Source organism: Streptomyces mutabilis (assembly GCF_014649815.1).
Classification (GTDB): Bacteria; Actinomycetota; Actinomycetes; order Streptomycetales; family Streptomycetaceae; genus Streptomyces; species Streptomyces mutabilis.
Genome location: NZ_BMTT01000004.1, coordinates 110,789 through 135,617 on the forward strand (window position 1 = coordinate 110,789; position 24,829 = coordinate 135,617).

The 24,829-nt window shown below is 71.3% G+C and carries 19 protein-coding genes and 1 pseudogene; 12 read left to right on the forward strand and 8 right to left on the reverse strand.

What is annotated here, in order from left to right; genetic code table 11:
* The first annotated feature begins 112 nt into the window (after nucleotides 1-112).
* The 8 genes from IE142_RS11275 (at nucleotide 113) to pssA (ending at nucleotide 9,004) form a co-directional block, all read left to right on the forward strand.
* Complete coding sequence (locus IE142_RS11275) at nucleotides 113-928, forward strand: TetR family transcriptional regulator (RefSeq protein WP_229830355.1); 816 nt, start codon at nucleotides 113-115, stop codon at nucleotides 926-928.
* A 341-nt stretch (nucleotides 929-1,269) separates the two neighbouring features.
* A complete protein-coding gene (ccrA, locus tag IE142_RS11280; RefSeq protein WP_031017991.1) occupies nucleotides 1,270-2,607 on the forward strand; it encodes a crotonyl-CoA carboxylase/reductase in 1,338 nt (445 codons plus the stop codon).
* 18 nt (nucleotides 2,608-2,625) lie between these two features.
* On the forward strand, nucleotides 2,626-4,653 hold the full coding sequence (locus IE142_RS11285) for a protein meaA (RefSeq protein WP_191885610.1): 2,028 nt from the start codon (nucleotides 2,626-2,628) through the stop codon (nucleotides 4,651-4,653).
* The gene (locus tag IE142_RS11290; RefSeq protein ID WP_191885611.1) at nucleotides 4,650-5,612 is read left to right on the forward strand and encodes an HpcH/HpaI aldolase/citrate lyase family protein; all 963 of its coding nucleotides are present in this window, start codon (nucleotides 4,650-4,652) and stop codon (nucleotides 5,610-5,612) included. The genes IE142_RS11285 and IE142_RS11290 overlap by 4 nt, the downstream gene beginning before the upstream one ends.
* A 5-nt stretch (nucleotides 5,613-5,617) precedes the next feature.
* A complete protein-coding gene (locus IE142_RS11295; protein ID WP_191885612.1) occupies nucleotides 5,618-6,130 on the forward strand; it encodes a MaoC family dehydratase in 513 nt (170 codons plus the stop codon).
* Complete coding sequence (locus tag IE142_RS11300; protein ID WP_191885613.1) at nucleotides 6,131-7,336, forward strand: acyl-CoA dehydrogenase family protein; 1,206 nt, start codon at nucleotides 6,131-6,133, stop codon at nucleotides 7,334-7,336. It abuts the gene before it with no gap.
* A 170-nt stretch (nucleotides 7,337-7,506) separates the two neighbouring features.
* Nucleotides 7,507-8,163, forward strand: a complete 657-nt coding sequence (locus IE142_RS11305; protein WP_191885614.1) for a phosphatidylserine decarboxylase — start codon at nucleotides 7,507-7,509, stop codon at nucleotides 8,161-8,163.
* 22 nt (nucleotides 8,164-8,185) lie between these two features.
* Nucleotides 8,186-9,004, forward strand: coding sequence for a CDP-diacylglycerol--serine O-phosphatidyltransferase (gene pssA / locus IE142_RS11310; protein ID WP_043377942.1), 819 nt, complete (start codon nucleotides 8,186-8,188; stop codon nucleotides 9,002-9,004).
* A 257-nt stretch (nucleotides 9,005-9,261) separates the two neighbouring features.
* Here the strand turns inward: pssA and IE142_RS11315 are convergent, their stop codons facing one another.
* Nucleotides 9,262-10,386, reverse strand: a complete 1,125-nt coding sequence (locus IE142_RS11315; RefSeq protein ID WP_191885860.1) for a glycerate kinase — start codon at nucleotides 10,384-10,386, stop codon at nucleotides 9,262-9,264.
* 182 nt (nucleotides 10,387-10,568) lie between these two features.
* Between IE142_RS11315 and IE142_RS11320 the strand changes: the two genes are divergently transcribed.
* Together IE142_RS11320 and IE142_RS11325 are read left to right on the forward strand one after the other, a co-directional pair.
* Complete coding sequence (locus tag IE142_RS11320) at nucleotides 10,569-11,063, forward strand: NUDIX domain-containing protein (RefSeq protein ID WP_191885615.1); 495 nt, start codon at nucleotides 10,569-10,571, stop codon at nucleotides 11,061-11,063.
* A gap of 64 nt (nucleotides 11,064-11,127) precedes the next feature.
* Entirely contained in the window at nucleotides 11,128-11,853 is a 726-nt protein-coding gene (locus IE142_RS11325) for an SIR2 family NAD-dependent protein deacylase (protein ID WP_191885616.1), read from the forward strand.
* Nucleotides 11,854-11,953: 100 nt separating this feature from the next.
* Here the strand turns inward: IE142_RS11325 and IE142_RS11330 are convergent, their stop codons facing one another.
* Genes IE142_RS11330 through IE142_RS11340 form a run of 3 tightly spaced genes read right to left on the reverse strand, consistent with a single transcriptional unit; the run spans nucleotide 11,954 to nucleotide 15,939 of the window.
* A complete protein-coding gene (locus tag IE142_RS11330) occupies nucleotides 11,954-12,445 on the reverse strand; it encodes a methylated-DNA--[protein]-cysteine S-methyltransferase (protein WP_191885617.1) in 492 nt (163 codons plus the stop codon).
* 19 nt (nucleotides 12,446-12,464) lie between these two features.
* Nucleotides 12,465-13,949, reverse strand: a complete 1,485-nt coding sequence (locus tag IE142_RS11335; RefSeq protein WP_306432538.1) for a DNA-3-methyladenine glycosylase 2 — start codon at nucleotides 13,947-13,949, stop codon at nucleotides 12,465-12,467.
* Nucleotides 13,950-14,004: 55 nt separating this feature from the next.
* Nucleotides 14,005-15,939, reverse strand: a complete 1,935-nt coding sequence (locus tag IE142_RS11340) for a heavy metal translocating P-type ATPase (RefSeq protein ID WP_191885618.1) — start codon at nucleotides 15,937-15,939, stop codon at nucleotides 14,005-14,007.
* Between the two features lie 56 nt (nucleotides 15,940-15,995).
* Here IE142_RS11340 and IE142_RS11345 point away from each other — a divergent pair, with 56 nt between their 5' ends.
* Nucleotides 15,996-16,358, forward strand: a complete 363-nt coding sequence (locus tag IE142_RS11345; protein ID WP_043377953.1) for an ArsR/SmtB family transcription factor — start codon at nucleotides 15,996-15,998, stop codon at nucleotides 16,356-16,358.
* Here IE142_RS11345 and IE142_RS11350 read toward each other — a convergent pair.
* From IE142_RS11350 to IE142_RS11360, 3 genes and pseudogenes are all read right to left on the reverse strand, one after another.
* Nucleotides 16,339-17,217: a DUF72 domain-containing protein gene (locus IE142_RS11350; protein WP_191885619.1), complete on the reverse strand. Its 879-nt coding sequence runs from the start codon at nucleotides 17,215-17,217 to the stop codon at nucleotides 16,339-16,341. The two genes, IE142_RS11345 and IE142_RS11350, sit on opposite strands and share 20 nt — an antisense overlap.
* A 40-nt stretch (nucleotides 17,218-17,257) precedes the next feature.
* Nucleotides 17,258-21,152 (reverse strand): annotated as a pseudogene (locus tag IE142_RS11355) (glycoside hydrolase family 2 TIM barrel-domain containing protein).
* 237 nt (nucleotides 21,153-21,389) lie between these two features.
* Nucleotides 21,390-22,436, reverse strand: a complete 1,047-nt coding sequence (locus IE142_RS11360; RefSeq protein WP_229830357.1) for a saccharopine dehydrogenase NADP-binding domain-containing protein — start codon at nucleotides 22,434-22,436, stop codon at nucleotides 21,390-21,392.
* 81 nt (nucleotides 22,437-22,517) lie between these two features.
* Here IE142_RS11360 and IE142_RS11365 point away from each other — a divergent pair, with 81 nt between their 5' ends.
* Complete coding sequence (locus IE142_RS11365) at nucleotides 22,518-23,147, forward strand: TetR/AcrR family transcriptional regulator (RefSeq protein ID WP_191885620.1); 630 nt, start codon at nucleotides 22,518-22,520, stop codon at nucleotides 23,145-23,147.
* Between the two features lie 13 nt (nucleotides 23,148-23,160).
* On the opposite strand, the gene IE142_RS11370 is transcribed toward IE142_RS11365, so the two are convergent.
* Nucleotides 23,161-24,756, reverse strand: a complete 1,596-nt coding sequence (locus IE142_RS11370) for an alkaline phosphatase D family protein (protein WP_191885621.1) — start codon at nucleotides 24,754-24,756, stop codon at nucleotides 23,161-23,163.
* Nucleotides 24,757-24,829 lie beyond the last annotated feature (73 nt).

The window sequence follows — 24,829 nt, forward strand, 5'->3', positions numbered from 1 at the left end:
CGACCCGGCCGGCTTTCCCCCTCCCTCCCCGGCCAGGCCTCCCCTGTCCGCCGCGGGCGGGGGAATCCCCGGTCACGCGCATGATTGCGGGAGCATGCAGTACGTTCATGGCATGTCCCAGCCCGCCAAGTCCTCACGTACACCAGCCACGCCCGACGCGCCGGAGAGCGCGGCCGGCAGCCGAGCCGCCACCCAGCGGCTCAAAATGCGCCGGGAGCTGGCGGCAGCGGCGATGGAGCTGTTCGCGACCAAGGGGTACGAGGCGACCACCGTCGACGAGATCGCGGCTCAGGCCGGGGTCGCCCGCCGCACCTTCTTCCGGCACTTCCGCTCCAAGGAAGAGGCGATCTTCCCGGACCACGACGACACCCTGGTCCGCGCGGAGGCCGTGCTCAACGCGGCGCCCGCGCACGAGCACCCGCTCGACACGGTGTGCCGCGGCATCAAAGAGGTCATGAAGATGTACGCGGCCCGGCCGGAGATCTCGGTCGCCCGCTACAAGCTGACCCGCGAGGTACCCACCCTGCGCGAGGCGGAGATCGCGTCGGTGGCCCGCTACGAGCGCCTGTTCACCCGCTACCTCCTCGGCCACTTCGACGAGCACGCGCACGACGACGACGCCAACGACGACCCGCTGCTGGCGGAGGTCGCCGCCTCGGCCGTGGTCACCGCCCACAACCACGTGCTGCGGCGCTGGCTCAGGGCGGGCGGCCAGGGGGACGTGGAGACCCAGCTGGACCACGCCTTCGCGATCGTGCGCCGGACGTTCGGCTCCGGTATCGGTGCCGGGCGCTCCACGGCCTCCACCGCGCGGCCGACCACGTCGTCCGCCTCCGTGCAGGGCGAGGTGCTGGTGACGGTCGCGCGCACCGACGCGCCGCTGCACGAGGTCATGCGCACCATCGAGCAGGCCCTCAAGGAGCGCTGACCGGGGCTCCCGCTCGTTCCACGCTGTGACAACGGCCACCCACCGGGTGGCCGTTTTTGCACGTCAACGCCCCTTTCCCACCCCTCGCAGACCCTCATTCGATCGATCATCGCTCATCTGAAGCGTAAAGATTTCATCTGAGTGGATTTTCTGGCACTCAGTGCCTTGCGGGGTGACACGCGGTGTCATACGTTGAAGGTGTCCGGGCTGTCCCCGCACCCATCCCCTGCGCGCCCGAACGCCTGCGTCACAGGCACTTTCACACCAACCCTCAGCAGCACCGACGTACCCATCGGCGCCCCTCCCTCAGGGCGCTCATCGCCGGAGGCAACACCGTGACCGTGAAGGACATCCTGGACGCGATCCAGTCGCCCGAATCCACGCCGGCCGACATCGCCGCCCTGCCGATCCCCGAGTCGTACCGCGCGATCACCGTGCACAAGGACGAGACGGAGATGTTCGCGGGCCTGGAGACCCGCGACAAGGATCCGCGCAAGTCGATCCACCTCGACGAGGTGCCGGTGCCCGAACTGGGCCCGGGCGAGGCCCTGGTGGCCGTCATGGCCTCCTCGGTCAACTACAACTCGGTGTGGACCTCGATCTTCGAGCCGCTGTCCACGTTCGGGTTCCTGGAGCGCTACGGCCGCACCAACGAGCTGGCCAAGCGCCACGACCTGCCGTACCACATCATCGGCTCCGACCTCGCGGGCGTCGTCCTGCGCACCGGTCCGGGAGTCAACGCCTGGCAGCCGGGCGACGAGGTCGTCGCGCACTGCCTCTCCGTCGAGCTGGAGTCGTCGGACGGCCACAACGACACGATGCTCGACCCGGAGCAGCGCATCTGGGGGTTCGAGACCAACTTCGGCGGCCTCGCCGAGATCGCCCTCGTCAAGTCCAACCAGCTGATGCCCAAGCCGGACCACCTCAGCTGGGAGGAGGCCGCCGCCCCGGGCCTGGTCAACTCCACCGCCTACCGCCAGCTGGTCTCCCGCAACGGCGCCGGCATGAAGCAGGGCGACAACGTCCTCATCTGGGGCGCGAGCGGCGGCCTCGGCTCCTACGCCACGCAGTTCGCGCTGGCCGGCGGAGCCAACCCGATCTGCGTCGTCTCCAGCGAGCAGAAGGCGGACATCTGCCGCTCCATGGGCGCCGAGGCGATCATCGACCGCAGCGCCGAGGGCTACAGGTTCTGGAAGGACGAGCAGACCCAGGACCCCAAGGAGTGGAAGCGCTTCGGCAAGCGCATCCGCGAACTCACCGGCGGCGAGGACATCGACATCGTCTTCGAGCACCCCGGCCGCGAGACCTTCGGCGCCTCCGTCTTCGTCACCCGCAAAGGCGGCACCATCACCACCTGCGCCTCGACCTCGGGCTACATGCACGAGTACGACAACCGCTACCTGTGGATGTCCCTGAAGCGCATCATCGGCTCCCACTTCGCCAACTACCGCGAGGCCTGGGAGGCCAACCGCCTCATCGCCAAGGGCAAGATCCACCCGACCCTCTCCAAGGTGTACTCCCTGGAGGACACCGGCCAGGCCGCCCACGACGTCCACCGCAACGCCCACCAGGGCAAGGTCGGCGTGCTCTGCATGGCCCCCGAGGAGGGCCTGGGCGTGCGCGACCACGAGAAGCGCGCCAAGCACCTCGACGCCATCAACCGCTTCCGGAACATCTGAGGACGGCGGAGGCCACACATGACTGAGCGTCAGAAGGACCGGCCGTGGCTCATGCGCACCTACGCCGGTCACTCCACTGCCGAGGCGTCCAACGAGCTGTACCGGCGCAACCTCGCCAAGGGCCAGACGGGCCTGTCGGTCGCCTTCGACCTGCCGACCCAGACCGGCTACGACTCCGACCACGTCCTCGCCCGCGGCGAGGTGGGCCGGGTCGGCGTGCCGGTCGCGCACCTCGGTGACATGCGCCGGCTGTTCCAGGGCATCCCCCTGGAGCAGATGAACACCTCGATGACCATCAACGCCACGGCCATGTGGCTGCTGGCGCTCTACCAGGTCGTCGCCGAGGAGCAGGGCGCGGACATCACCGAGCTCAGCGGCACGACCCAGAACGACATCGTCAAGGAGTACCTGTCCCGGGGGACGCACGTCTTCCCGCCGGGGCCCTCGCTCCGCCTGACGACGGACATGATCGCGTACACGGTCTTCCACCTCCCCAAGTGGAACCCGATCAACATCTGCAGCTACCACCTGCAGGAGGCGGGCGCCACGCCGGTGCAGGAGATCGCGTACGCGATGTCCACCGCGATCGCCGTGCTCGACGCCGTGCGCGACAGCGGGCAGGTGCCCCGGGAGCGCATGGGCGACGTGGTCGGCCGCATTTCCTTCTTCGTCAACGCGGGCGTCCGCTTCGTCGAGGAGATGTGCAAGATGCGGGCCTTCGGGCGGATCTGGGACCGCATCACCCGCGAGCGCTACGGCATCGAGAACCCGAAGCACCGCCGCTTCCGCTACGGCGTCCAGGTCAACTCCCTCGGCCTGACCGAGGCGCAGCCGGAGAACAACGTCCAGCGGATCGTCCTGGAGATGCTGGCGGTCACCCTCTCCAAGGACGCCCGCGCGCGTGCCGTGCAGCTGCCGGCCTGGAACGAGGCGCTGGGCCTGCCCCGGCCCTGGGACCAGCAGTGGTCGCTGCGCATCCAGCAGGTGCTGGCGTACGAGAGCGACCTGCTGGAGTACGGCGACCTCTTCGAGGGCTCGAAGGTGGTCGAGGCGAAGGTGGCCGAGCTGGTCGAGGAGGCGTTCGCGGAGATCGAACGCATCCAGGAGATGGGCGGCGCGATGGCCGCCGTCGAGTCCGGCTACCTGAAGTCGCAACTGGTCGCCTCGCACGCCGAGCGCCGGGCCCGGATCGAGTCCGGCGAGGAGAAGATCATCGGTGTCAACGCCTTCGAGGGCACCGAGCCCAACCCGCTGACCGCCGACCTGGACACCGCCATCCAGACGGTGGACCCGGCGGTGGGGGCCCGTGTCATCGCCTCGCTGCAGAACTGGCGGGACACGCGGTACCAGCCGCCCTTCAACCACCCGCGCCCCTGCAAGGCGCTGGAGAAGCTGAAGGAGGCCGCCAAGGGCACCGACAACCTCATGGAGGCCACCCTGGAGTGCGCCCGCGCCGGTGTCACGACCGGCGAGTGGGCCGGGGCACTGCGCGAGGTGTTCGGCGAGTTCCGGGCGCCCACGGGTGTGTCGTCGGCTCCGGTCGCGGTCGCCGCGGAGGAGGGCTCGGCCCTGTCCGAGGTGCGCCGCAAGGTGGACCTGACGGCGAAGGACCTCGGTGTCGGCAAGCTGCGCTTCCTGGTGGGCAAGCCCGGCCTGGACGGTCACTCCAACGGCGCCGAGCAGATCGCCGTCAGGGCCCGCGACGCCGGGTTCGAGGTGGTCTACCAGGGCATCCGGCTCACCCCGGAGCAGATCGTGGACGCCGCCCTCGCCGAGGACGTGCACGCGGTGGGCCTGTCCATCCTCTCCGGCTCGCACGCCCGGCTCGTCCCGGACGTGCTGGAACGGCTCCGTGTGGCCGGTGCCACAGATATACCGGTGATCGCCGGTGGCATCATCCCGAACGGTGACGCCGAAGAACTGCGGGCCGCGGGAGTGGCCGCGGTCTTCACCCCGAAGGATTTCGACATCACCGGCATCATCGGCCGGATCGTCGACGAGATCCGGAACGCGAACAAGCTCGACCCCCTGGAGGTCCCCGCATGACGACCGTCAACCGGCTTCGCCCCCGCCGCTCCTGCCTGGCGGTCCCGGGAAGCAACCCGCGCTTCCTGGAGAAGGCCCAGGGCCTCCCGGCCGATCAGGTCTTCCTGGACCTGGAGGACGCCTGCGCGCCGCTCGCCAAGCCGGAGGCCCGGCACACCATCGTGAAGTTCCTCAACGAGGGCGACTGGACCGGCAAGACCCGCGTCGTGCGCATCAACGACTGGACCACCGAGTGGACGTACCGCGACGTCGTGACGGTCGTCGAGGGCGCCGGCCAGAACCTCGACTGCATCATGCTGCCGAAGGTCCAGGACGCCCGGCAGATCGTGGCCCTCGACCTCCTGCTCACCCAGATCGAGAAGACGATGGGCTTCGAGGTCGGCCGCATCGGCATCGAGGCGCAGATCGAGAACGCGCAGGGCCTGAACAACGTCAACGAGATCGCGCAGGCCTCCCCGCGCGTGGAGACCATCATCTTCGGCCCGGCCGACTTCATGGCGTCCATCAACATGAAGTCGCTGGTCGTGGGCGAGCAGCCGCCCGGCTACCCGGCGGACGCCTACCACTACATCCTGATGAAGATCCTGATGGCCGCCCGCGCCAACAACCTCCAGGCGATCGACGGCCCCTACCTCCAGATCCGCAACGTGGAGGGCTACCGCGAGGTCGCCCAGCGCGCCGCCGCCCTCGGTTTCGACGGCAAGTGGGTGCTGCACCCGGGCCAGGTCGAGGCGTCCAACGAGATCTTCTCGCCCTCCCAGGAGGACTACGACCACGCCGAGCTGATCCTGGACGCGTACGACTACTACACGTCCGAGGCGGGCGGCAAGAAGGGCTCCGCGATGCTCGGCGACGAGATGATCGACGAGGCCAGCCGCAAGATGGCGCTGGTGATCTCCGGCAAGGGACGTGCGGCCGGCATGCGGCGCACCAGCGAGTTCGAGATCCCGGAGGGCTGAGGGCGATGCAGTTCGGACGCACCTACGAGGAGTTCGAGGTCGGGGCGACGTACAAGCACTGGCCCGGGAAGACGGTCACCGAGTACGACGACCACCTCTTCTGTCTCCTGACCATGAACCACCACCCGCTCCACATGGACACGAACTACGCCGAGAAGACGACGGACTTCGGCAAGAACGTGGTGGTCGGCAACTACGTCTACTCGCTCCTGCTCGGCATGTCGGTCCCGGACATCTCCGGCAAGGCGATCGCCAACCTGGAGATCGAGTCGCTCAAGCACGTGGCACCGACCTTCCACGGCGACACGGTCTACGGCCAGACGACCGTGCTCGACAAGTGGCCGTCGAAGTCGAAGAACGACCGCGGCATCGTCCACGTCGAGACCAGGGGCTACAAGCAGGACGGCACGCTGGTCTGCGTCTTCCGCCGCAAGGTGATGGTGCCCACCGAGACGTACATCAAGGAGCGCGGCGGCGAGCAGCCCGGCCGGCCCGAGCTGAAGGAACAGGGGAAGTAGATGAGCCGCCTCGCCCAGACCCACGGCCTCACGGACGTCCAGCGGGAGATCCTCTCCACCGTCCGCGACTTCGTGGACAAGGAGATCATCCCGGTCGCCACCGAGCTGGAGCACCGGGACGAGTACCCGCAGGACATCGTCGACGGGCTGAAGGAGCTCGGCCTGTTCGGCCTGATGATCCCGGAGGAGTACGGGGGCCTGGGCGAGTCGCTCCTCACCTACGCGCTGTGCGTGGAGGAGATCGCCCGGGGCTGGATGTCGGTGTCCGGCATCATCAACACGCACTTCATCGTGGCGTACATGCTCAAGCAGCACGGCACGCAGGAGCAGAAGGACCACTTCCTCCCCCGTATGGCCGCCGGGGACATCCGGGGCGCCTTCTCGATGTCCGAGCCCGCGCTCGGCTCGGACGTGTCGGCGATCTCCTCGAAGGCGGTGAAGGACGGCGAGGAGTATGTCCTGAACGGCCAGAAGATGTGGCTGACGAACGGCGGCACCTCGTCCCTGGTGGCCGTTCTGGTGAAGAGTGACGAGGGTCACCCCGAGGGCACGGCCCCGCACAAGTCGATGACGACCTTCCTCGTGGAGAAGGAGCCCGGCTTCGGCGAGGTCCGCCCCGGCCTGACCATCCCGGGCAAGATCGACAAGATGGGTTACAAGGGCGTCGACACGACCGAGCTCGTCATGGACGGCCTGCGCGTTCCGGCCGACCGGGTGCTCGGCGGCGTCACCGGCCGAGGTTTTTACCAAATGATGGACGGCGTCGAAGTGGGACGCGTCAATGTGGCGGCGCGTGGCTGCGGCGTCGCTCAGCGTGCCTTCGAGCTCGGTGTCCAGTACGCCCAGCAGCGTCGCACTTTCGGCAAGCAGATCGCCCAGCACCAGGCCATTCAGTTCAAGCTCGCGGAGATGGCTACCAAGGTAGAGGCGGCGCATGCGATGATGGTGAACGCTGCACGCAAAAAGGACTCGGGCGAACGAAACGACCTGGAAGCGGGGATGGCCAAGTACCTCGCTTCCGAGTACTGCAAAGAGGTCGTGGAGGACGCCTTCCGGATCCACGGCGGGTACGGCTTCTCCAAGGAGTACGAGATCGAGCGCCTCTACCGCGAGGCTCCGATGCTCCTGATCGGCGAAGGCACCGCCGAGATCCAGAAAATGATCATCGGCCGCCGACTGCTCGAAGAGTATCGATTCCAGGGTTAGATGTCCGGATACGGGGTGTTTTCTTGGAGAACAAGGTCACGCCCCGTAGGCATTGTTCGGCCGCCGACTCGGCTTCCTGGCTTACCCAGTTGCGGCAGGAAGCCGCTACGATCGCCGAAAAGCCGCCGTCCCCCGTCATAGCGCGGCATCATCCGCTACGAAGGTCATCCATGCCCCACAGCCAAACCTCTGCATCTCGCGACAGCCTGGCCGGCGTACGCCTCGCGCGCGGAGCATCGCCGTGGCTTCTGCCGACCGTCGCCACGGCAGCCGTCAGTCTGGTCCGCGCCCGCCGCTCGGGCGTGGCCAAGGCCGTCGCCGTCCCCGCCACCGCGCTCGCGGCGGGGATGCTGTGGTTCTTCCGCGACCCCGAGCGCGAGATCACCCAGGGCCGGGTCGTCTCGCCCGCCGACGGAGTGGTGCAGAGCATCATGCCGTGGAAGGACGGCCGCACCCGCGTCGCCATCTTCATGAGCCCGCTCAACGTCCACGTGAACCGCGCGCCGCTGTCCGGCACCGTCGCGTCGGTCGAGCACGTGCCCGGCGGCTTCGTTCCCGCTTTCAACAAGGAGAGCGAGAACAACGAGCGGGTCGTGTGGCACTTCGACACCGAGCTGGGCGACATCGAGATGATCCAGATCGCCGGCGCGGTGGCCCGCCGCATCGTCCCCTACGTGCCGCAGGGCACCAAGGTCGAGCAGGGCGAGAGGGTCGGCCTGATCCGCTTCGGCTCGCGCGTCGACCTGTACCTGCCCGAGGGCGTCGATGTGGATGTCGAGGTGGGTCAGAAGACGGTGGCTGGGGTGACTCGAATTGACCGTGATTGATCCACAGACCCAGGCCGGGTGGGTGCCCGAGGCCGACGAGGTGGACGAAGAGGAGGAGATGCCGCTCTCGCTCCGCCTGTCGATAGCGGACACCCTCACCCTCGGCAACGCCACGTGCGGCTTCATGGCGGTGTACTTCACCACCACCGGCATCCTGATCCCGCACCTCACAGGCAGCGAAGAGTCCGGCATGGCCCGCCACAGCGCGGCCACGGCGGTCATCCTGATGCTGTGCGCCGCGATCTTCGACCTGTTCGACGGTCTGGTCGCCCGCAAGCTGCGCTCGTCCCCCATGGGCGCGGAGCTGGACAACCTGTCCGACCTGATCAGCTTCGGCCTGGCCCCGGCGTACTTCGTCCTCGTCTACGGCATGGTCGCGGACGACGCCTACCAGCGGGTGGCGGCGGTGGGGGCGATCGTGGTGCTGTTGGCGGTGGTGCTGCGGCTTGCCCGGTTCTCCTGCGTCACCGTCAAGGACGGCACCTTCCAGGGCATGCCGTCGCCCTTCGGGGCGCTGACGGTGGTGTCGATCGTGCTGCTGGAGCTGCCCTTCGTGGCGACGCTGCTGGCGATCATCGGCACCGCCTGGCTGATGGTGAGCCGGGTCGAGTACCCGAAGCCGCGGGGGCGCCTCGCGGTGGCGATGCTGTCGTGGATCGTCCTGTCGATGGGGCTGTTGGCCGCGTGGGCCTTCGACGCGCCGAGCGGGCAGCTGCTGCTGCAGACGGGGTGTGCGCTGCAGCTGGTGATGGGGGCGGTGATTCCGCTGTTCGCCACGGCTCGCCGGGTGAACAACTTCCGTGACAATCGGCGGGAAGCGCGGGCCGCGCAGCTTCCGTGACCGTGCTTATTCGGTGGGGCCCCGAACCCGGGTTGGGTTCGGGGCCCTTTCGTTCGTGCCCTCCCGGCGTCGATGCGGGCCTCGCCGGGGGCTCCGCCCCCCGAACTCGGCCTGTGCACTCGGTGGGCTTCCGAGGGCCCGGACGGCCTGCCCAGCCCATCCGGCGTTCGAGGAAGAGGCTCGTTCAGGGCCGTACGGGGGTCTGGGGCGGAGCCCCCCGGGGTCGGGTACGGGAAGGGGCTGCGGTGCGAGACTGCCTACGCCAGGAAGTCCCGCCCGATGCGCTCCGCGACCCGCTCCAGGATCGGCCCCGCATCGGCGATGCACTTCGCCACGTCCGGCTCCACGTCCGTCAGCGGATACGCCCGCCGGATCCCGGCCCGTCCCAGCACCTCCGGCGCCAGCGCCAGCCGCCCGCACACCGCGACGACCTCCTTGCCCGCCGCCCGCGCCGCCGACGCCACGCCCGCCGGTGCCTTGCCGTGCAGCGTCTGCTCGTCCAACGAGCCCTCCCCCGTGATCACGAGGTCCGCCCGCTCCAGCGCCGGCGCGAAGCCGAGCACGTCCAGCATCACCTCGATGCCGGGCCGGAACCGCGCGCCCAGCAGCATGGCGCCGAACCCGATGCCGCCCGCGGCACCCGCCCCCGGCGAGGCCGCGTACTCGGCGGCCCGCGCGCCCACGGTCACCGTCCCCGCCAGCACCTTCGCGAAGTGCGTGAGCGCCGCGTCGAGGGTCTCCACGTCCTGCGGTGAGGCACCCTTCTGCGGGCCGTACACGGCGGGCGCGCCCTTCGGCCCGGTCAGCGGATTGTCGACGTCGCTCGCGAGCACCAGTTCGACGTCCGTCAACCGCGGGTCCAGACCCGACAGGTCCGCCGAGGCCACGTCGGCGAGGCCGCCACCGCCCGGGGCGACCGGCTCACCGTGCCCGTCCAGGAACCGCGCGCCCAGCGCGGACAGCATCCCGGCACCGCCGTCGGTGGTGGCGCTGCCGCCGACCCCGAAGACGATCGTCCGCGCCCCCGCGTCCAACGCGGCCCGCAGCAGCTCGCCGGAGCCGTACGTGGACGACGTCAGCGGCGCCAGGACGCCCTCCGGGAGCCGCTGGAGGCCACTGGCCTCGGCCATCTCCACCACCGCGGTGCCGTCGCGCAGCGCGAACGCCGCCGTCACCTCGTCGCCGAGGGGACCTGCGACCCGGACCTCCCGGCGCTCGAACCCGGCCGCGACCGCCGCGGCCACGGTGCCGTCACCGCCGTCGGCGACGGGCAGCGCCTCCACCGCGAGATCCGGCACGACACGGCGCAGTCCGGCGGTCACCCGCTCGGCGACCTCGACGGCCGTCAGCGACCCCTTGAACTTGTCCGCGGCGACGAGCACCCTGCGGGCCCCGTCCACTGCAGCGTCAGCCACCTTGCTCTCCCCTTGCTCTCCGAGCCTTGCGCACGTCAAGGCAGTCGCGCCGCTGCGACCTTAACCGGAGGACGCCCACGCCGTCATGCCCCTGCCCGCACCGTGGAACGGCACGCCCGGGGCGGGCCGGCCCTCGTTACGCTTTCGCAATGACCACTGCTGACTACGCCGCCTACATCGCCGGACTCCCCCGTGTCCTCGCCGGTGCCGCCGCCGTCTTCCGGGACGCCGAGGGACGGGTGCTGCTCGTCGAGCCCAACTACCGCGAGGGCTGGACACTGCCCGGCGGGACGATCGAATCGGAGGACGGGGAGACGCCCCGGCAGGGCGCGCGGCGCGAGACCGCCGAGGAGATCGGGCTGGACGTCCGGCTCGGCCGGCTGCTCGCCGTGGACTGGTCGCACGGGGCTGGCCGGCCGCCGATCGTGGCGTACCTGTACGACGGCGGGGTCCTCGGCGAGGACGACCTCAAGGCGATCCGGTTGCAGGAGGAGGAGCTGCTGTCCTGGCGCCTGGTGCCCCGCGAGGAGCTGGGCGACCACCTGCTCGGTACCCTGCACGGCCGGGTCCTCGCCGCACTGGACGTACTGGCGGAGGGGGCCGGCGCCGCCGAGCTGGAGAACGGCCGCCGGGTCGACGTGTGACGGCGCGTCCCGAGCCGGAACAATTTACTCGCCCGCCGGACCGGGGCGCCATACCCTCGACCGCATGACCGGCAAGCCCCTCGTCGCCGTCCTCAGTGGCGCCGGCGTCTCGACCGACTCCGGCATCCCCGACTACCGCGGGCCGGCCGGGCTGTGGCGGAGCGACCCGGATGCCGAGAAGCTCGTCACGTACCAGTACTACATGGGCGATCCGGAGATCCGGCGCCGCTCCTGGCGGATGCGGCGGGACACGGGGGTGCTGCGGGCGGAGCCGAACGCCGCGCACCGCGCGGTGGCCGAGCTGGAGCGGTCCGGGGTGCCGGTGCGGGTGATCACGCAGAACGTGGACGGACTGCACCAGCTCGCCGGTCTCCCCGCCCGCAAGGTCCTCGAACTGCACGGCACCGCACGCAGCTACGTGTGCACGGACTGCCGCGTCCGGGGGCCGATGGAGGACGCGCTCGCCCGGATCGAGGCCGGCGAGGACGATCCGCCGTGCCCGGAGTGCGGCGGCGTCCTGAAGCCGGCGACCGTGATGTTCGGCGAGCACCTCGACCCGGTCGTGCTCGGTGATGCGGTCACGATCGCCAAGGCGTGCCATGTCTTCATCGCCGTCGGCACCAGCCTCCGGGTCCGGCCCGCCGCCGGACTGGCCGGCGTGGCCGCCGACCACGGCGCCCGCCTTATCGTCGTCAACGCCGATCCGACGCCGTACGACGATCTCGCGGACGAGGTCGTCCGGGAGCCGATCGGCACCGCCCTGCCCGCGCTGCTGCGCGGGCTCGGCTGAGGCACGACGGGCCGGGGAGTGGGGGTGCGGTGATAACGCGACCGTCGCGGAGTACGGGCAGCGCCCCTTCGGCCGGGCGGGGGCCGGTCCCCCGCTGCCTCTAGAAGAGCGTCCGCCCCGCCGACCCCCGCTCGAAGTCCAGCAGCCGCCGCTTGCGCTCCAGGCCGCCGCCGTAGCCGGTCAGGCCGCCGCTCGCGCCGATGACGCGGTGGCAGGGGACGATGATGCCGATCGGGTTGCGGCCGTTGGCCAGGCCCACGGCGCGGGAGGCGGCCGGGTTGCCGAGGGCGTCGGCGAGTTCGCCGTAGGTTCGGGTCTCGCCGTAGGGGATCTCGCGGAGCTGGTCCCAGACCGTGCGCTGGAACGGGGTGCCGTTCAGGCGCAGGTCCAGGCTGAAGTCCTTCAGTTCGCCGGCGAAGTACGCCGTCAGTTGCTCCTCCACCTGGGCGAAGGGGCCGTCGTCGGCCGTGCCGAAGGTCTCCTCCGGCGGGCGGTGGCGCTGGTCGGTCATGTAGAGGCCGCACAGGACGCCGTCCTCGGCGACGAGGGTGAGCGCTCCGTAGGGGCTGTCGATCACAGCGTGCTGTTTCACGTCGGTTCCTCGCGCGGAGTCATACGGGCAGGAAGTTGATCGGGTGGCTGTCGGTCGCCCACAGGTACTGGACGGCGTACGCACGCCAGGGCCGCCAGGCCGCCGCGCGGGCGGTGAGCGCCGCCGGGGTCGAGGGCAGGCCCAGTTCGGCGGCGGCGCGGCGGATGCCGAGGTCGGTGGGGAGGAAGGCGTCGGGGTCGCCCAGGGCGCGCATGGCGATGACGTCGGCGGTCCATGGGCCGAAGCCGGGGAGGGCGAGGAGCCGGGCGCGGGTCTCGGCCCAGTCGCACTCGACACCCAGGTTGAGCGAGCCGTCGGCCAGGTGGGAGACGAGGGTCGTGAAGGTCGTGCGGCGGGTGCGGGGCATGGCCAGCGTCTCGGGGTCCACCGAGGCCAGCGCGGTCGGGGACGGGAAGAGGTGGGTCAGACCGCCCTCGGGATCGTCGACCGGGTCGCCGTGCGCCGTGACCAGGCGGGCGGCGTGCGTGCGGGCGGCGACGGTGGAGACCTGCTGGCCGAGCACGGCCCGTACGGCGAACTCCGCCTCGTCGACCGTGCGCGGCACGCGCCGGCCGGGGGCCTTGTCGACGAGCGGCGCGAGCAGCGGGTCGGCGCGCAGCTGGTCGTCGATGGCCGTCGGGTCGGCGTCCAGGTCGAGCAGGCGCCGGCAGCGGCTGATGGCGACGGTCAGGTCGCGCAGGTCGCTGAGGGTGAGGCGGCAGGCGATGTGGTCGGGGGTCGGGGTCAGGGACACGATGCCGTGACCGTACGGGAGGCGCAGGGTGCGCCGGTACGCGCCGTCCCACCACTCCTCCACGCCGGGTACGGCGGTGGCGGCGAGGTGGCCGAAGAGGTTGTCGCGGTTGAGGGGGGCGCGGAAGGGGAGGCGGAGGGTCAGCGTGCCGGGCGCGTTGCCCGCGGGTCGGTCCTTGGGGGCGCGAGTGCGCAGTTCACTCGGGGGGAGCGCGTAGACCTCCCGGACCGTGTCGTTGAAGGTGCGGATGGAGGAGAAGCCGGCCGCGAAGGCGATGTCCGCCATCGGCAGCGGGGTGGTCTCGATGAGCAGCCGGGCGGTCTGGGCGCGTTGCGCGCGGGCGAGGGCGAGCGGGCCCGCGCCCAGTTCGGCGAGGAGTTGGCGTTCCACCTGCCGGGTGCTGTAGCCGAGCCGGGCGGCGAGGCCGGGCACGCCCTCGCGGTCCACGACGCCGTCGGCGATCAGGCGCATGGCGCGGGCGGTGAGGTCGGCGCGGCGGTTCCACTCCGGGGAGCCGGGGCTGGTGTCCGGGCGGCAGCGCTTGCACGCCCGGAACCCCGCCTGCTGGCAGGCCGCCGCGCTCGGGTAGAAGGTCATGTTCGCGGGCTTGGGCGGCACCACCGGGCAGCTGGGCCGGCAGTAGACGCGGGTCGTGACGACGGCCGTGAAGAACCAGCCGTCGAACCGCGCGTCCTTCGACTGCACGGCGCGCACGCAACGCTCGGTGTCGGTGTGCATTCCCGTCTGCATGCGTCCAGGATGGCCCGCCGGCCCGGCTGGGGCTGGCGGGAATCCGACATGGACGTCACGCTTGCTGGGCTTCTCCGGATCGCCTCGGTCGCCACGCCGACTCGCGCAGCAGCCGCAGCCCGTTGAGGCCGACCAGCACGGTCGATCCCTCGTGGCCGGCGACGCCGAGCGGCAGCGGGAGGTGTCCGATCAGGTCCCACAGGACGAGGACGGTGATGAACGTACCGGCGATGACCAGGTTCTGGAGGACCAGCCCGCGGGCGCGCCGGGACAGGTCCACGACGGCGGGTACGGCGGCCAGTTCGTCGCGCACCACGACCGCGTCCGCCGTCTCCAGGGCGAGGTCGGAGCCTGCCCTGCCCATGGCGACGCCGGCGTGCGCGGCGGCGAGGGCGGGCGCGTCGTTGACGCCGTCGCCGACGAAGAGCACCTTGCGGCCGGCCCGCTCCAGTTCCCGTACGGCCTCGACCTTGCCCTCGGGAAGCAGGTCGGCGCGGACGTCGGTGATGCCGGTCGCCGTGGCCACACGGGCGGCGGCGGGTGCGTTGTCGCCGGTGAGGAGGGCGGGGGCGGTACCGGTGAGGGCGGTGAGCGCGGCGGTGGCCCCGGCGGCGTCGGCGCGCAGGCGGTCGGTGAGGGCGAGGGTGCCGACGGGGGTGCCGTCGCGGGTGACCTGGACGGTGGTCTCGGCGCCCTCGGGGGTCTCGGCGCGGCCGACGTGCACCTCGTGACCGTCGACGACCGCCGTGACGCCGCGGCCCGGGGTCGCCGCGAAGTCCTGTGCGGGGGCGATACGCAGTTCCCGGGCGCGGGCGGCGGACACGATCGCACGGGCGAGGGGGTGTTCGCTGGGGTGCTCGGCCGCTGCGGCGAGCGCGAGGAGGGCGTCCTCGTCGAGGCCGCTGCCCGGCAGCGGGCGTACGGCGGTGACCTCGGGGGTGCCCTCGGTGAGGGTGCCGGTCTTGTCGAGGGCGACGCTGTCGATCTCGCCGAGGCGTTCCATGGCGACCGCCGACTTCACCAGGACGCCGTGGCGGCCGGCGTTGGCGATGGCGGAGAGCAGGGGCGGCATCGTCGCGAGGACGACCGCGCAGGGCGAGGCGACGATCATGAAGGTCATGGCGCGCAGCAGGGCGTCCGTGAGGTCGGCGCCGAAGGCGAGCGGGATGCCGAAGACCGCGAGGGTGGCGACCACCACGCCGACGGCGTAGCGCTGCTCGATCTTCTCGATGAACAGTTGCGTCGGCGCCTTGGTGCGGGACGCCTCCTCGACGAGGGTGACGATGCGGGCGATCACCGAGTCGGCGGGGTCGCGGTCGACGCGTACGCGCAGGGAGCCGGTGCCGTTGAGGGTGCCCGCGAAGACGTCGTCGCCGGGGCGCTTGAGGACGGGGAGGGACTCGCCGGTGATGGTGGCCTGGTCGACCTCGCCCTCGCCGCCGAGGACCGTGCCGTCGGCGCCGATCCGCTCCCCGGGCCGGACCAGCAGCACGTCCCCGACGGCCAGGTCGGCGGTGGGCACGGTCTCCTCGCGGTCACCGGTCACGCGGGTGGCGGTGGTGGGCGCGAGGTCGAGCAGGCCGCGCACGGAGTCGGCGGTGCGGGCGGTGGCCAGGGCCTCCAGGGCGCCGGAGGTGGCGAAGATGACGATCAGCAGGGCGCCGTCGAGGACCTGTCCGATGGACGCCGCGCCGAGCGCCGCGACGATCATCAACAGGTCGACGTCGAGGGTCTTCTCGCGCAGCGCCCGCAGGCCTTCCAGGGCGGGTTCCCAGCCGCCGGCGGCGTAGGCGAGGACGTACAGCGGGCCGTACGTCCAGGCGGGGGCGCCGCCCAGGTCGAGGGGCAGCGCGAGCAGGAACGCGACGAGCGAGACGAGCGCCCAGCGGGCCTCGGGCAGGGCGAGGACGCGGGTGCGGCGGCGGGGCGCCCGGCTGACGGGCGCGGGGACCGGGGTAGGGGCAAGCGTGGTGGACACGCGGCACACCATACAGGAACAGATGAAGACTCATTCATGCTTTCATGTGTGGTGAGTAGGATGAGCGCATGGGTCACGGAGCCGCCACCACCGCGCAGGACGCCGCCGCACGCGTGCGGCTGGACGCGGACAACGTCGCCAACGTCGCCACCACGCTCCAGGCCCTGTCGACGCCCTCCCGGCTGCTGATCCTGGCCCGCCTGCGCGAAGGCCCGCTGCCCGCCACCGAGTTGGCGGCGGAGGTCGGCATGGAGCAGTCGGCCTGCTCGCACCAGCTGCGGCTGTTGCGCAATCTGGGCCTGGTGGTGGGTGAGCGGCGCGGCCGTTCGGTGGTGTACGCGCTCCACGACCACCATGTCGCCGAGCTGCTCGACCAGGCCGTCTACCACGTGGAGCACCTGCGGCTGGGTATCAGCGACGCGGCGGAGTGAGCAGCTCCCGCATGGTCTCGGCGGCGCGTACGGCGGCGTCGGCGCAGCAGTTGTTGAAGAGTACGTGCAGCTCGTCCGCCCGGTCGGCGGCCCGCCGCAGCCGGGGCACCCGGGCGGCCAGTTCGGCGACGGAGTAGTCGTAACGGAAGCGGTCCTCCTTGGTGCCCCTCCCCCACGCCCGGCTGCGCCCGTGGAAGCGGACGACGGCGAGCGAAGGCCGGGTGACCGGTGCGGTGGGCGGCAGGGCGCCGGGCACGCCCCGGGCCATGTCGGTGCCGACGGCCGAGGCGCCCAGCGCGGACAGCAGGGCGTGGGTCGCGTCCGCCCGCTCCGCCGCCCACCACCCGGGGTGCCGGAACTCCACGGCGATCGGCCGGCCCTCCGTACGCCGGGCGCACGCTTCGAGCGCCTCCTCGGCCCGGGAACCCGGTGCGAACCAGGGCGGGAACTGGAACAGCACGGTGCCGAGCCGCCCGGCCTTCCGCAGCGGCTCGACCGCCTCGGCGAAACGCCCCCACACCTCGTCCAGCAGGCCGTCGCTCGCCTGCCCGCGCCGCAGCCGGTCCGGGTCGGCCCCGCGCAGGTCGGCGGGGAGCGCCTCCGGCCGTGTCGGGTGGCCGGTCAGCAGGGACAATGCCTTGACGTCGAAGCGGAAGCCCTCCGGCGTGCGCTCCAGCCACAGCTCGCTGTTGCGCCGGCTCGGCAACGCGTAGTACCCCGCGTCCACCTCCACGACGGGCAGCCGTGAGGCGTAGTGCCGCAGCCGCCCCTCGGCGTCCCGTCGTCCGCGCGGGTACCAGCCGCTCGCCACCAGTTGCCGGTCCGTCCAGGAGCACGCTCCGACCAGTACGTCACCCATGGGAGCCCGGGTTGCCCCGGACTCCCCGTTCATCCCCGGGCTAATCGGTCGCGGTGGGCCGCCGCGAGGCCGCCGTCGCCTCCTTCACGTCCGTCAGCGGACGCAGCCGGTAGGTGTAGGAGTAGTCCCGGTCGGCGAAGAGCTTGAACTCGTCGTGGGTGTGCGCGCCCCAGCTGTTGTCGCCGCCGACACCCATCTGGCGGTGGCTCAGGCGCAGGACGACCGCGTCCCTCGGCGTCAGCTGGTAGTCGTGCCGTACCCCGCCGGACAGGTCCTCCGGGGTGAAGTGCGAGGCGTTGACCTCCAGCAGCGGCTCACCGGAGGCGAGCAGGCCCACGCCGCGGGAGTCGGTGAGGGCGACCCAGCGGACGTCGGTCTTGTTGCCGTTCTCCTGCGGGCGGATGTACGGCGTCCACTGCTCGGCGACGGTCCCGGAGTGGAGGCCCACGTCGGTCCCGGCGTTGCGGTCCCAGTGGTTCTCCTCGGGACCGCGGCCGTACCAGTGCATCCGGTCAAGACCGCGCGGCAGGAACAGCATCGTCCCGACCTCGGGGATGTAGGGCAGGTTCGCGGCGCCGGGGTGCAGGGTGTTGTCGACCTTGATCTCGCCGTTGCCGAAAACCGTGTACGTGGTGGAGTACGCCGACTCCACAGTGGTCGGCAGGGCGCCGGTGACCTTGATCTCGACGGCCCGGTCCGCCAGGGCCCGCACGGTGACGTCCGCGACCTCGCGGCGGGCGCCCGCGTCGCGCCAGGTCTGGTTGCGGGTGTGCTGGCCGTTGCCGTGGTCGTTGTCGGTGGGCGCCCGCCAGAAGTTGGGCACGGGACCGGAGGTGATCAGCCGCCTGCCGTTCACCTCGTACGAGGTGATGGTGCCGGTGCGCTTGTCGACGGTGACCGAGAAGTCGCGGCCGTCGACCTCGACCTCCTCCTCGCCGTCCCGGTGGCGCAGGGACGGCACCCGGTCCAGGGGCACCGGGGTCACGGCCGGGACGCCCGCGTCGAGGGCGAGCTGCTGCCGGGCGACCTCGAAGCCCGCCTTCGCCCAGGGGGTGTCGTCCTTGGTGGTGAAGGACAGCTCCAGGAAGTACTCGGTGCCCGGTGCCGGGTCGCCCGGCAGCCGTACGGGCACGGTGATGTCCTTGCGGGACAGCGGCTCCACGTCCAGCTGGTCACGGGTGAGCCGCCCGCGCCCTACGGCCTTGCCGTCGGCGACGAGTTCCCAGTGGCCGTCGAACTCGCGGAGGTTGGTGAACAGGTACTCGTTGACGAGGGTGACCGCGCCCGCGCCGCCGGACCGCCGCTCGACGCCCACCGCCTGGTAGACGCGCTTGATCTCGGCGGCCTTGCCGGTGTGGCCGCGGTCGGCGAGGACGATGCCGTCGGCGACGAAGTTGCCGTCGTTGGGGTTGTCGCCCCAGTCGCCGCCGTACGCGAAGAAGGTCTTCTCCTTCGTCCGCTTCTTCTCCGCATCCACGGTCGCCGCGTCGAACCAGAAGCGCACGCCGTCGTCGCCGGGTCCCCGCCCGTTGTCGGCCAGTTCGCCGGCGCTCAGGGCGCGGGCGTAGACGCGGGCGCGGCGGATGGTGCCGCTGAACTCGCGCACCTGGTTGTCGGCGTCGGTGGCGAGCGACAGGGATGCGGTGTTGCCGGTGGGCCGCCGGTCGGTGGCGCGGGTCGCCCGGCGCTCGCCGTCGACGTACAGGGCGAGGGTGCCGGCGTCCGCGTCGAACACGCCCGCGATGTGGTGCTCGCGGCCGGTCCAGTCCTCGGGCACGGTCCAGGTGGCGGTGATCCACTGGCCGCCGGAGTGGATGAAGAACTCCAAGGTGCGGTTGTTCTGCTTCAGGGCGTACTGGGTGTCGCCCTTGGCGATGATCGGCTGGTGGTAGCCGGTGAAGTGCGGGGTGACCCAGGCCTCCAGGGTCAGTGAGCCGGTGAGGTCCAGGCTCTCGTCGCGGGCGAAGACCGTGCCGCCGGACAGCCCCTCGCCGCGCTCGAAGGTGCCGGACGCGGCGAGGATCTCGCCGCGCAGTCCGGCTGGCCCCTCCTCGGTCAGCAGCGTGCGCCGCGGGACCGGCCAGGTGAGCGACTGGTCGACGAAGTCCCAGATCCAGCCGCCCTGAAGCACGTCGTACCGGCGGATCAGGTCCCAGTACTTCTTGAAGTTGCCGTTGGAGTTCCCCATGGCGTGGGAGTACTCGATCATCACGTACGGCCGGGTGTCCGAGGTGTCCTTCGCCCGCTGCTCGACGCGCTGCGGGGTGTCGTACATCTCGGAGCGGATGTCGCTGATGCCGGGCCGGTCGTCGCCCTCGTACTGGATGACGCGGGTGGGGTCGTAGGAGCGGATCCAGTCGTGCATGGCGGTGAAGGTGGAGCCGCCGCCCGCCTCGTTGCCGAGCGACCAGATGACGACCGAGGCGTGGTTCTTGTCGCGGTGGACCATGTTCTGGGCGCGGACCACGCATGCCTTCGTCCACTCGGGGTGGTCGCCGGGGTACTCGTCGCGGATGCCGTGGGTCTCCAGGTTGGTCTCGTCGACGAGGTAGAGGCCGTACTCGTCGGCGAGTTCGTACCACAGCGTGTTGTTCGGGTAGTGCGAGGTGCGGACGCTGTTCATGTTCATCCGCTTGATGATCTCGATGTCCTCGATCATGTCCTCGCGGGTGAGCGCGATGCCGCGGTCGGGGTGCATCTCGTGCCGGTTGGTGCCGCGGAAGGAGACGGGCTTGCCGTTGATCCGCATCAGCCCGTCCTTGAGGGCGAACTCGCGGATGCCGACCCGGTGGGACAGCGTCTCGACGACCTTGCCGGCCGGGTCGCGCAGGCGCAGTACGGCCGTGTAGAGGTACGGGTGCTCGGCGGACCACAGCCGGGGCTTCGGCACGGCCTTCGCCGCCCGTACGGTGACGTCCTGGCCGGCGCCCACCGTGCCGAGGTCGGCGGACTGCTCCAGCGGCCGGGACCAGACGGCGTGGCCGCGAGCGTCGTACAGCTGGGTCTCGACCGTCGCCGTACGCGCGCACGCTCGCGGTGACCGCCAGCTCGGCGGCCGTGTACGCGTCGCTTAGCGGGGTGTCCAGCTTGAAGTCGCGCAGGTGCACGACCGGGGTGGAGTACAGGTGGACCGAGCGGAAGATGCCGCTCAGCCGGATCATGTCCTGGTCCTCCAGCCAGTCGCCGTCGGCGTAGCGGTAGACCTCCACGGCGATCTGGTTGGTGCCGGGCCTCAGGTGGTCGGTGATGTCGTACTCGGACGGGGTGAAGGAGTCCTCGTCGTAGCCGACCAGTTCGCCGTTGATCCACACGTAGTGGGCGGACTTGACGCCCTCGAAGTGGAGGAAGGTGCGGCGGCCGTCCCAGTCGCGGGGGACGGTGAAGGTGCGCCGGTACTGGCCGACCGGGTTGTATCGGGTCGGCGCGGCGGGCGGCTGCGGGTCCTCGCCACGGCCGTTGGGGCCCCAGTACGGGTAGGTGATGTTGAGGTAGATCGGGAAGTCGTGCCCGTGCAGCTGCCACACGGACGGCACCGGGATGGTCTCCCAGTCGCCGTCGTCCAGGTCGGTGCGGTGGAAGTCGGCGTCCCGGTCCTCGGGCCGGTCGGCGTAGGCGAACTTCCAGTTGCCGTCGAGGCTGAGCCGGTACGGCGAGCGGGTGCGGTCGCCTTCGAGGGCCTGTCTCACGTCCGCGTACGGCATGAGGGTGGTGTGCGGCGGCTCGGTGCCGACCCGGAAGACGCCGAAGTCGTTCCACTCCGAGGTCTCTTCGGCCGCGGGCCGACGGTCGGCCGCATGCGCCACGAGAGGCGACGAGGACGACAGGGCGAGCGCGCCGAGGACGGCGGCACCGCCCTCCAGAAGACGGCGACGGCTGACGAGCGGCCGGGGACGGGGGACCGGGAGTCCGGCGGGTGACACGGGCGAGTGCGGCATGACCGTGGCCTTCCGTGGGCTTCGGGGGCGGCTCAACGCACGGTGCTGTGAGTGCAGTTGACGTGGCGGTGGAACACAACTGCCGGTGACACGGCGACTACTGAGTCAGGCACACCCTAGGACCCGAACACAACCGAATCAATTATCCCGTCGAACTTTGTTGGTTCCTGATGAACAATACGGCTCAGGCCTCTGCATGGACCTCCGCGTGCACCAGGAGGTGAGGGACTTCCAGGGTCACCGCCGCCCCCGAGCGGCGGCCGGACGCAACAGGGTGACGCCGTGGGCGGCCAGCGTGCCGGGCAGCCCCTGCAGGGCGGGGACCTGCTCGATGTGACGGACGCCGGGTGGAATGGATCCGGCGAGCACTTCACGCGTGACGCGGGCGGCCACGAGCGCGGTGACGCGGCTCTGCTCGCGGCCGGTGAGGGCGTGCACCGCGTGCCGGTCGCCGCGCCACGCGTCCACCCGCACCGCGAATCCGTCCCGCCCCAGGTGGACGCGGTGGAGTGCGCCGGTCAGCGACCGCAGCGCCCGGGGCCGTCCGACGGCTCGGAGCAGACCCGTACGGCGCAACCCGAACAGCGCGGCGGTCAGCGCGCGGGAGTCCAGGCACAACCGGGTGGTGACGTCCGCGACGCCCAGGGTGTTCGGCAGGGTGTGCTGGTCGGAGAACGGAAACGGATGCGCGGTGCGGATGCCGTACCCGGGCAGACCCGTCCTGCGCGGCACCTCGCGGACGGGCTCGGCCAGGCCCGCGACGGTCCAGCGCAAGGCGTCGGCGCCGTGCCGGTCGCCGGTGCCCAGCAGCAGCGTGATGTCGATGCGCTCGGCGCCAGCCACGGCCTCGTGGGCGCGGCGGGCGAGCAGGTTGGTCAGTCCGGGGGCGACGCCCACACTGAGCACGGCGACGGCCCCGGTGGCGGCGGCCGTGCGGGACAGGGCCGCCACGGCGTCCAGGTGACGGGCGGTGGCCCCCACGTCCACCAGGTGCACTCCGCGTTCCAGGCAGAGGCGGGCGACGGACTCGTCGGGGGGTTCGACGCACAGCACGACGGCCGCCACGTCGCCGAGTTCGTCCAGCGCGCACCGGAAGGCGGCCGTGTCGGTGACGTCGACGCGCACTCCCCCGAGCCGCCGGGCCCTGGCCTCGTCCCGTCCACCGGGCACCACTCGGCCGGGGAACCGAGCGGCGAGGGAGGAGGTCACACCGGCGCCGACGGCACCGTAGCCACCGACGACCAGGATCCGCCCGGCGGAGCCGCCGCACCTCACTGTAGTCATACTCCAGTGATTACAGTGCGGTATGACTGCAGTCAAAGTCCGACCGCACCAAGCCGATCCGCGCGGCGGAGAGGACACGGCATGACGCCACCCGTCACCCGCGCCGAGAAGGCACGCCGCACCCGACAGCGGATGCTGGACGCCGCCGGGCGACTGTTCACCGAACGCGGCTGGGCGGGGACCACCGTCGAGGACATCGCCCGCGGCGCCGAAGTGGCGGTCCAGACCGTCTACTTCACCTTCGGGACCAAGCGGGCGGTGCTCAAGGAGTTGCTGGACACCGCCGTCGCCGGGGATCTCGACCCGGTCGCGACGCTGGACCGGCCCTGGGCACAGGAGGTGCTCGACGCCCCGGATCCCGCTGCCCAGTTGGCCCTCCAGGCGGCGGGTGCACGAGCCGTTCTGGAGCGGGCCGCGCCCGTGCTCGAGGTGGTGCATGCCGCCGCTGCCGCCGACCGGGAGCTGGCCGAGCTGTGGCAGCTCAACCGGCGGCAGCGGCACGCCGTGCAGCTCGCCTTCGCCGAGGCGCTGGTGGCCAAGTCCGTTGGGGCGCTGCGCGACGGCATCGACGCCGCGACGGCCGCCGACATCGGCCTGGCCGTCCTGGGCCCGGAGACGTACGGCCTGCTGGTCACCGGGCGGGGATGGTCTCCCGCCCGGTGGCAGCACTGGGCGGGAGACGCTCTGGCGCGGCAGCTGCTGCCCCGGTGAACCGGGGCGGTGCTCAGACCTCCTGCACCCCGGGCACCCCGGTCTCGATCACGAACGACTTGTCGGTGCGGACCGGGGCGCCGGGCCGGGTGACGTAGTCGACCACGCGGTAGTCGGCGGTGTACTGCTGGTTGGAGACGGAGCAGCGGACGTAGCCCCGACGGCTGCTGTAGTACTTGGTGTGCGGGTTCTCGTCCCAGTACACCTGGCCGGGGTCGTGGGTGGCCGATCCGTCGCCGCCCGAGGTGATCGATGTGGTGACGAACTCGCTGCCCAGCAGCCGGGTCTCGGGACGCTCGAAGTCGCGGCGCAGGTCGTTGGTCCAGTTGTTGTGCACGTCGCCGGTAAGGACCACGAAGTTGTCGATACGGCGCTCCTCGACGTAGCCGAGGACCCGGTCGCGGGAGGCACGGTAGCCGTCCCAGCCGTCGTTGTAGCCGCCGTCGTCCGGGCCGGCGACGGCGTCCCAGTTGGCGAAGTAGATCTGCTGCGGGACCACGTTCCAGGTGGAGCGCGACCGGGCGAGGCTCCGCTCCAGCCAGGCGTGCTGCTCGTCGCCGAGGATGGTGGCCTTCGGATCCCACTGGTCCGGGCCGGAGACCTGCCACTTGTCGCCGTAGGGCTGGTCGGTGCGGTACTGACGGGTGTCCAGCACGCTGAAGGTCGCGGTGGCGCCGTACTCCAGGCGCCGGTACAGCGGCAGCGCCGTGTCCACCGGCTTGCGGAAGCGGCGCAGCGGCATGTGCTCCCAGTACGCCTGGTAGGCGGCGCGGCGGCGGGCGGCGAAGTGGGCGGTGGTGTCGTTGCCCTGGCCGGCGTCGTTGTTCTCCGGGCTCAGGTCGGCGTAGTTGTTGTCGGTCTCGTGGTCGTCCCAGGTGACGACGAACGGCGCGGTGGCGTGCAGCAGCCTGAGGTCGGGGTCGGTCTTGTACTGGGCGTGGCGCGCGCGGTACTCGGCGAGGGTGTTCATCTCGTCGCCGTGGTGGGTGCGCACCTTGCCGTTGACGCCGGCGGCGTACTCGTAGAGGTAGTCGCCGAGGTGGAAGACCACGTCGGGGCGCTCCTCGGCCATGTGCCGGTACGCCGTGAAGTGGCCCTGCTCCCAGTTGGCGCAGGAGGCGAAGGCGAAGTCGACCGTGGGCGAGGTGCCGGGGGCCGGGGCGGTACGGGTGCGGCCGACGGGGGAGACCGCGTCGCCGGCGCGGAAGCGGTAGTAGTACTCGTGGTGCGGACGCAGGCCGCGTACGTCGGCGTGGACGGTGTGCGCCTCCGCGGGCACGGCGTGCTCGACACCGCGCCGGACGACCTTCCGGAACCGCTCGTCGAGGGCGATCTCCCAGCTCACGGCGACGGGGCGGTTGGGCATGCCGCCGTCGTCGTCGAGCGGCTTGGGCGCCAGGCGGGTCCAGAGCACCACGCCGTCGGGGAGTGGGTCGCCGGACGCGACGCCGAGCTGGAACGGGTCGCCCGGGACACGTCCCGGCGCGGCGGAAGCGACGGGCGCGGCACCGGTGCCGAGCAGCACCGCGCCGGCGCCGGCGGCGCCCGCGATGCCGAGGAACCCCCTTCTCTTCAGCGAGTTCGGGGAGCTGGTGCGCGGCGGGGTCATCGAACCTCCAGAGGGGGGATGGCCGGACGACAACCAGGCAAACGGCAGCGGGTGAACCCCGGCTGCTGTGCTC

Excerpts from the sequence above, each read along its gene's own strand:
- IE142_RS11275 (WP_229830355.1), top strand. The coding sequence starts at position 113 with ATGTCCCAGCCCGCCAAGTCCTCACGTACACCAGCCACGCCCGACGCG.
- IE142_RS11285 (WP_191885610.1), top strand. The coding sequence starts at position 2,626 with ATGACTGAGCGTCAGAAGGACCGGCCGTGGCTCATGCGCACCTACGCC.
- IE142_RS11290 (WP_191885611.1), top strand. The coding sequence starts at position 4,650 with ATGACGACCGTCAACCGGCTTCGCCCCCGCCGCTCCTGCCTGGCGGTC.
- IE142_RS11295 (WP_191885612.1), top strand. The coding sequence starts at position 5,618 with ATGCAGTTCGGACGCACCTACGAGGAGTTCGAGGTCGGGGCGACGTAC.
- IE142_RS11300 (WP_191885613.1), top strand. The coding sequence starts at position 6,131 with ATGAGCCGCCTCGCCCAGACCCACGGCCTCACGGACGTCCAGCGGGAG.
- IE142_RS11305 (WP_191885614.1), top strand. The coding sequence starts at position 7,507 with ATGCCCCACAGCCAAACCTCTGCATCTCGCGACAGCCTGGCCGGCGTA.
- IE142_RS11320 (WP_191885615.1), top strand. The coding sequence starts at position 10,569 with ATGACCACTGCTGACTACGCCGCCTACATCGCCGGACTCCCCCGTGTC.
- IE142_RS11325 (WP_191885616.1), top strand. The coding sequence starts at position 11,128 with ATGACCGGCAAGCCCCTCGTCGCCGTCCTCAGTGGCGCCGGCGTCTCG.
- IE142_RS11335 (WP_306432538.1), bottom strand. The coding sequence starts at position 13,949 with ATGCAGACGGGAATGCACACCGACACCGAGCGTTGCGTGCGCGCCGTG.
- IE142_RS11340 (WP_191885618.1), bottom strand. The coding sequence starts at position 15,939 with ATGGTGTGCCGCGTGTCCACCACGCTTGCCCCTACCCCGGTCCCCGCG.
- IE142_RS11345 (WP_043377953.1), top strand. The coding sequence starts at position 15,996 with ATGGGTCACGGAGCCGCCACCACCGCGCAGGACGCCGCCGCACGCGTG.
- IE142_RS11350 (WP_191885619.1), bottom strand. The coding sequence starts at position 17,217 with ATGGGTGACGTACTGGTCGGAGCGTGCTCCTGGACGGACCGGCAACTG.
- IE142_RS11360 (WP_229830357.1), bottom strand. The coding sequence starts at position 22,436 with ATGACTACAGTGAGGTGCGGCGGCTCCGCCGGGCGGATCCTGGTCGTC.
- IE142_RS11365 (WP_191885620.1), top strand. The coding sequence starts at position 22,518 with ATGACGCCACCCGTCACCCGCGCCGAGAAGGCACGCCGCACCCGACAG.
- IE142_RS11370 (WP_191885621.1), bottom strand. The coding sequence starts at position 24,756 with ATGACCCCGCCGCGCACCAGCTCCCCGAACTCGCTGAAGAGAAGGGGG.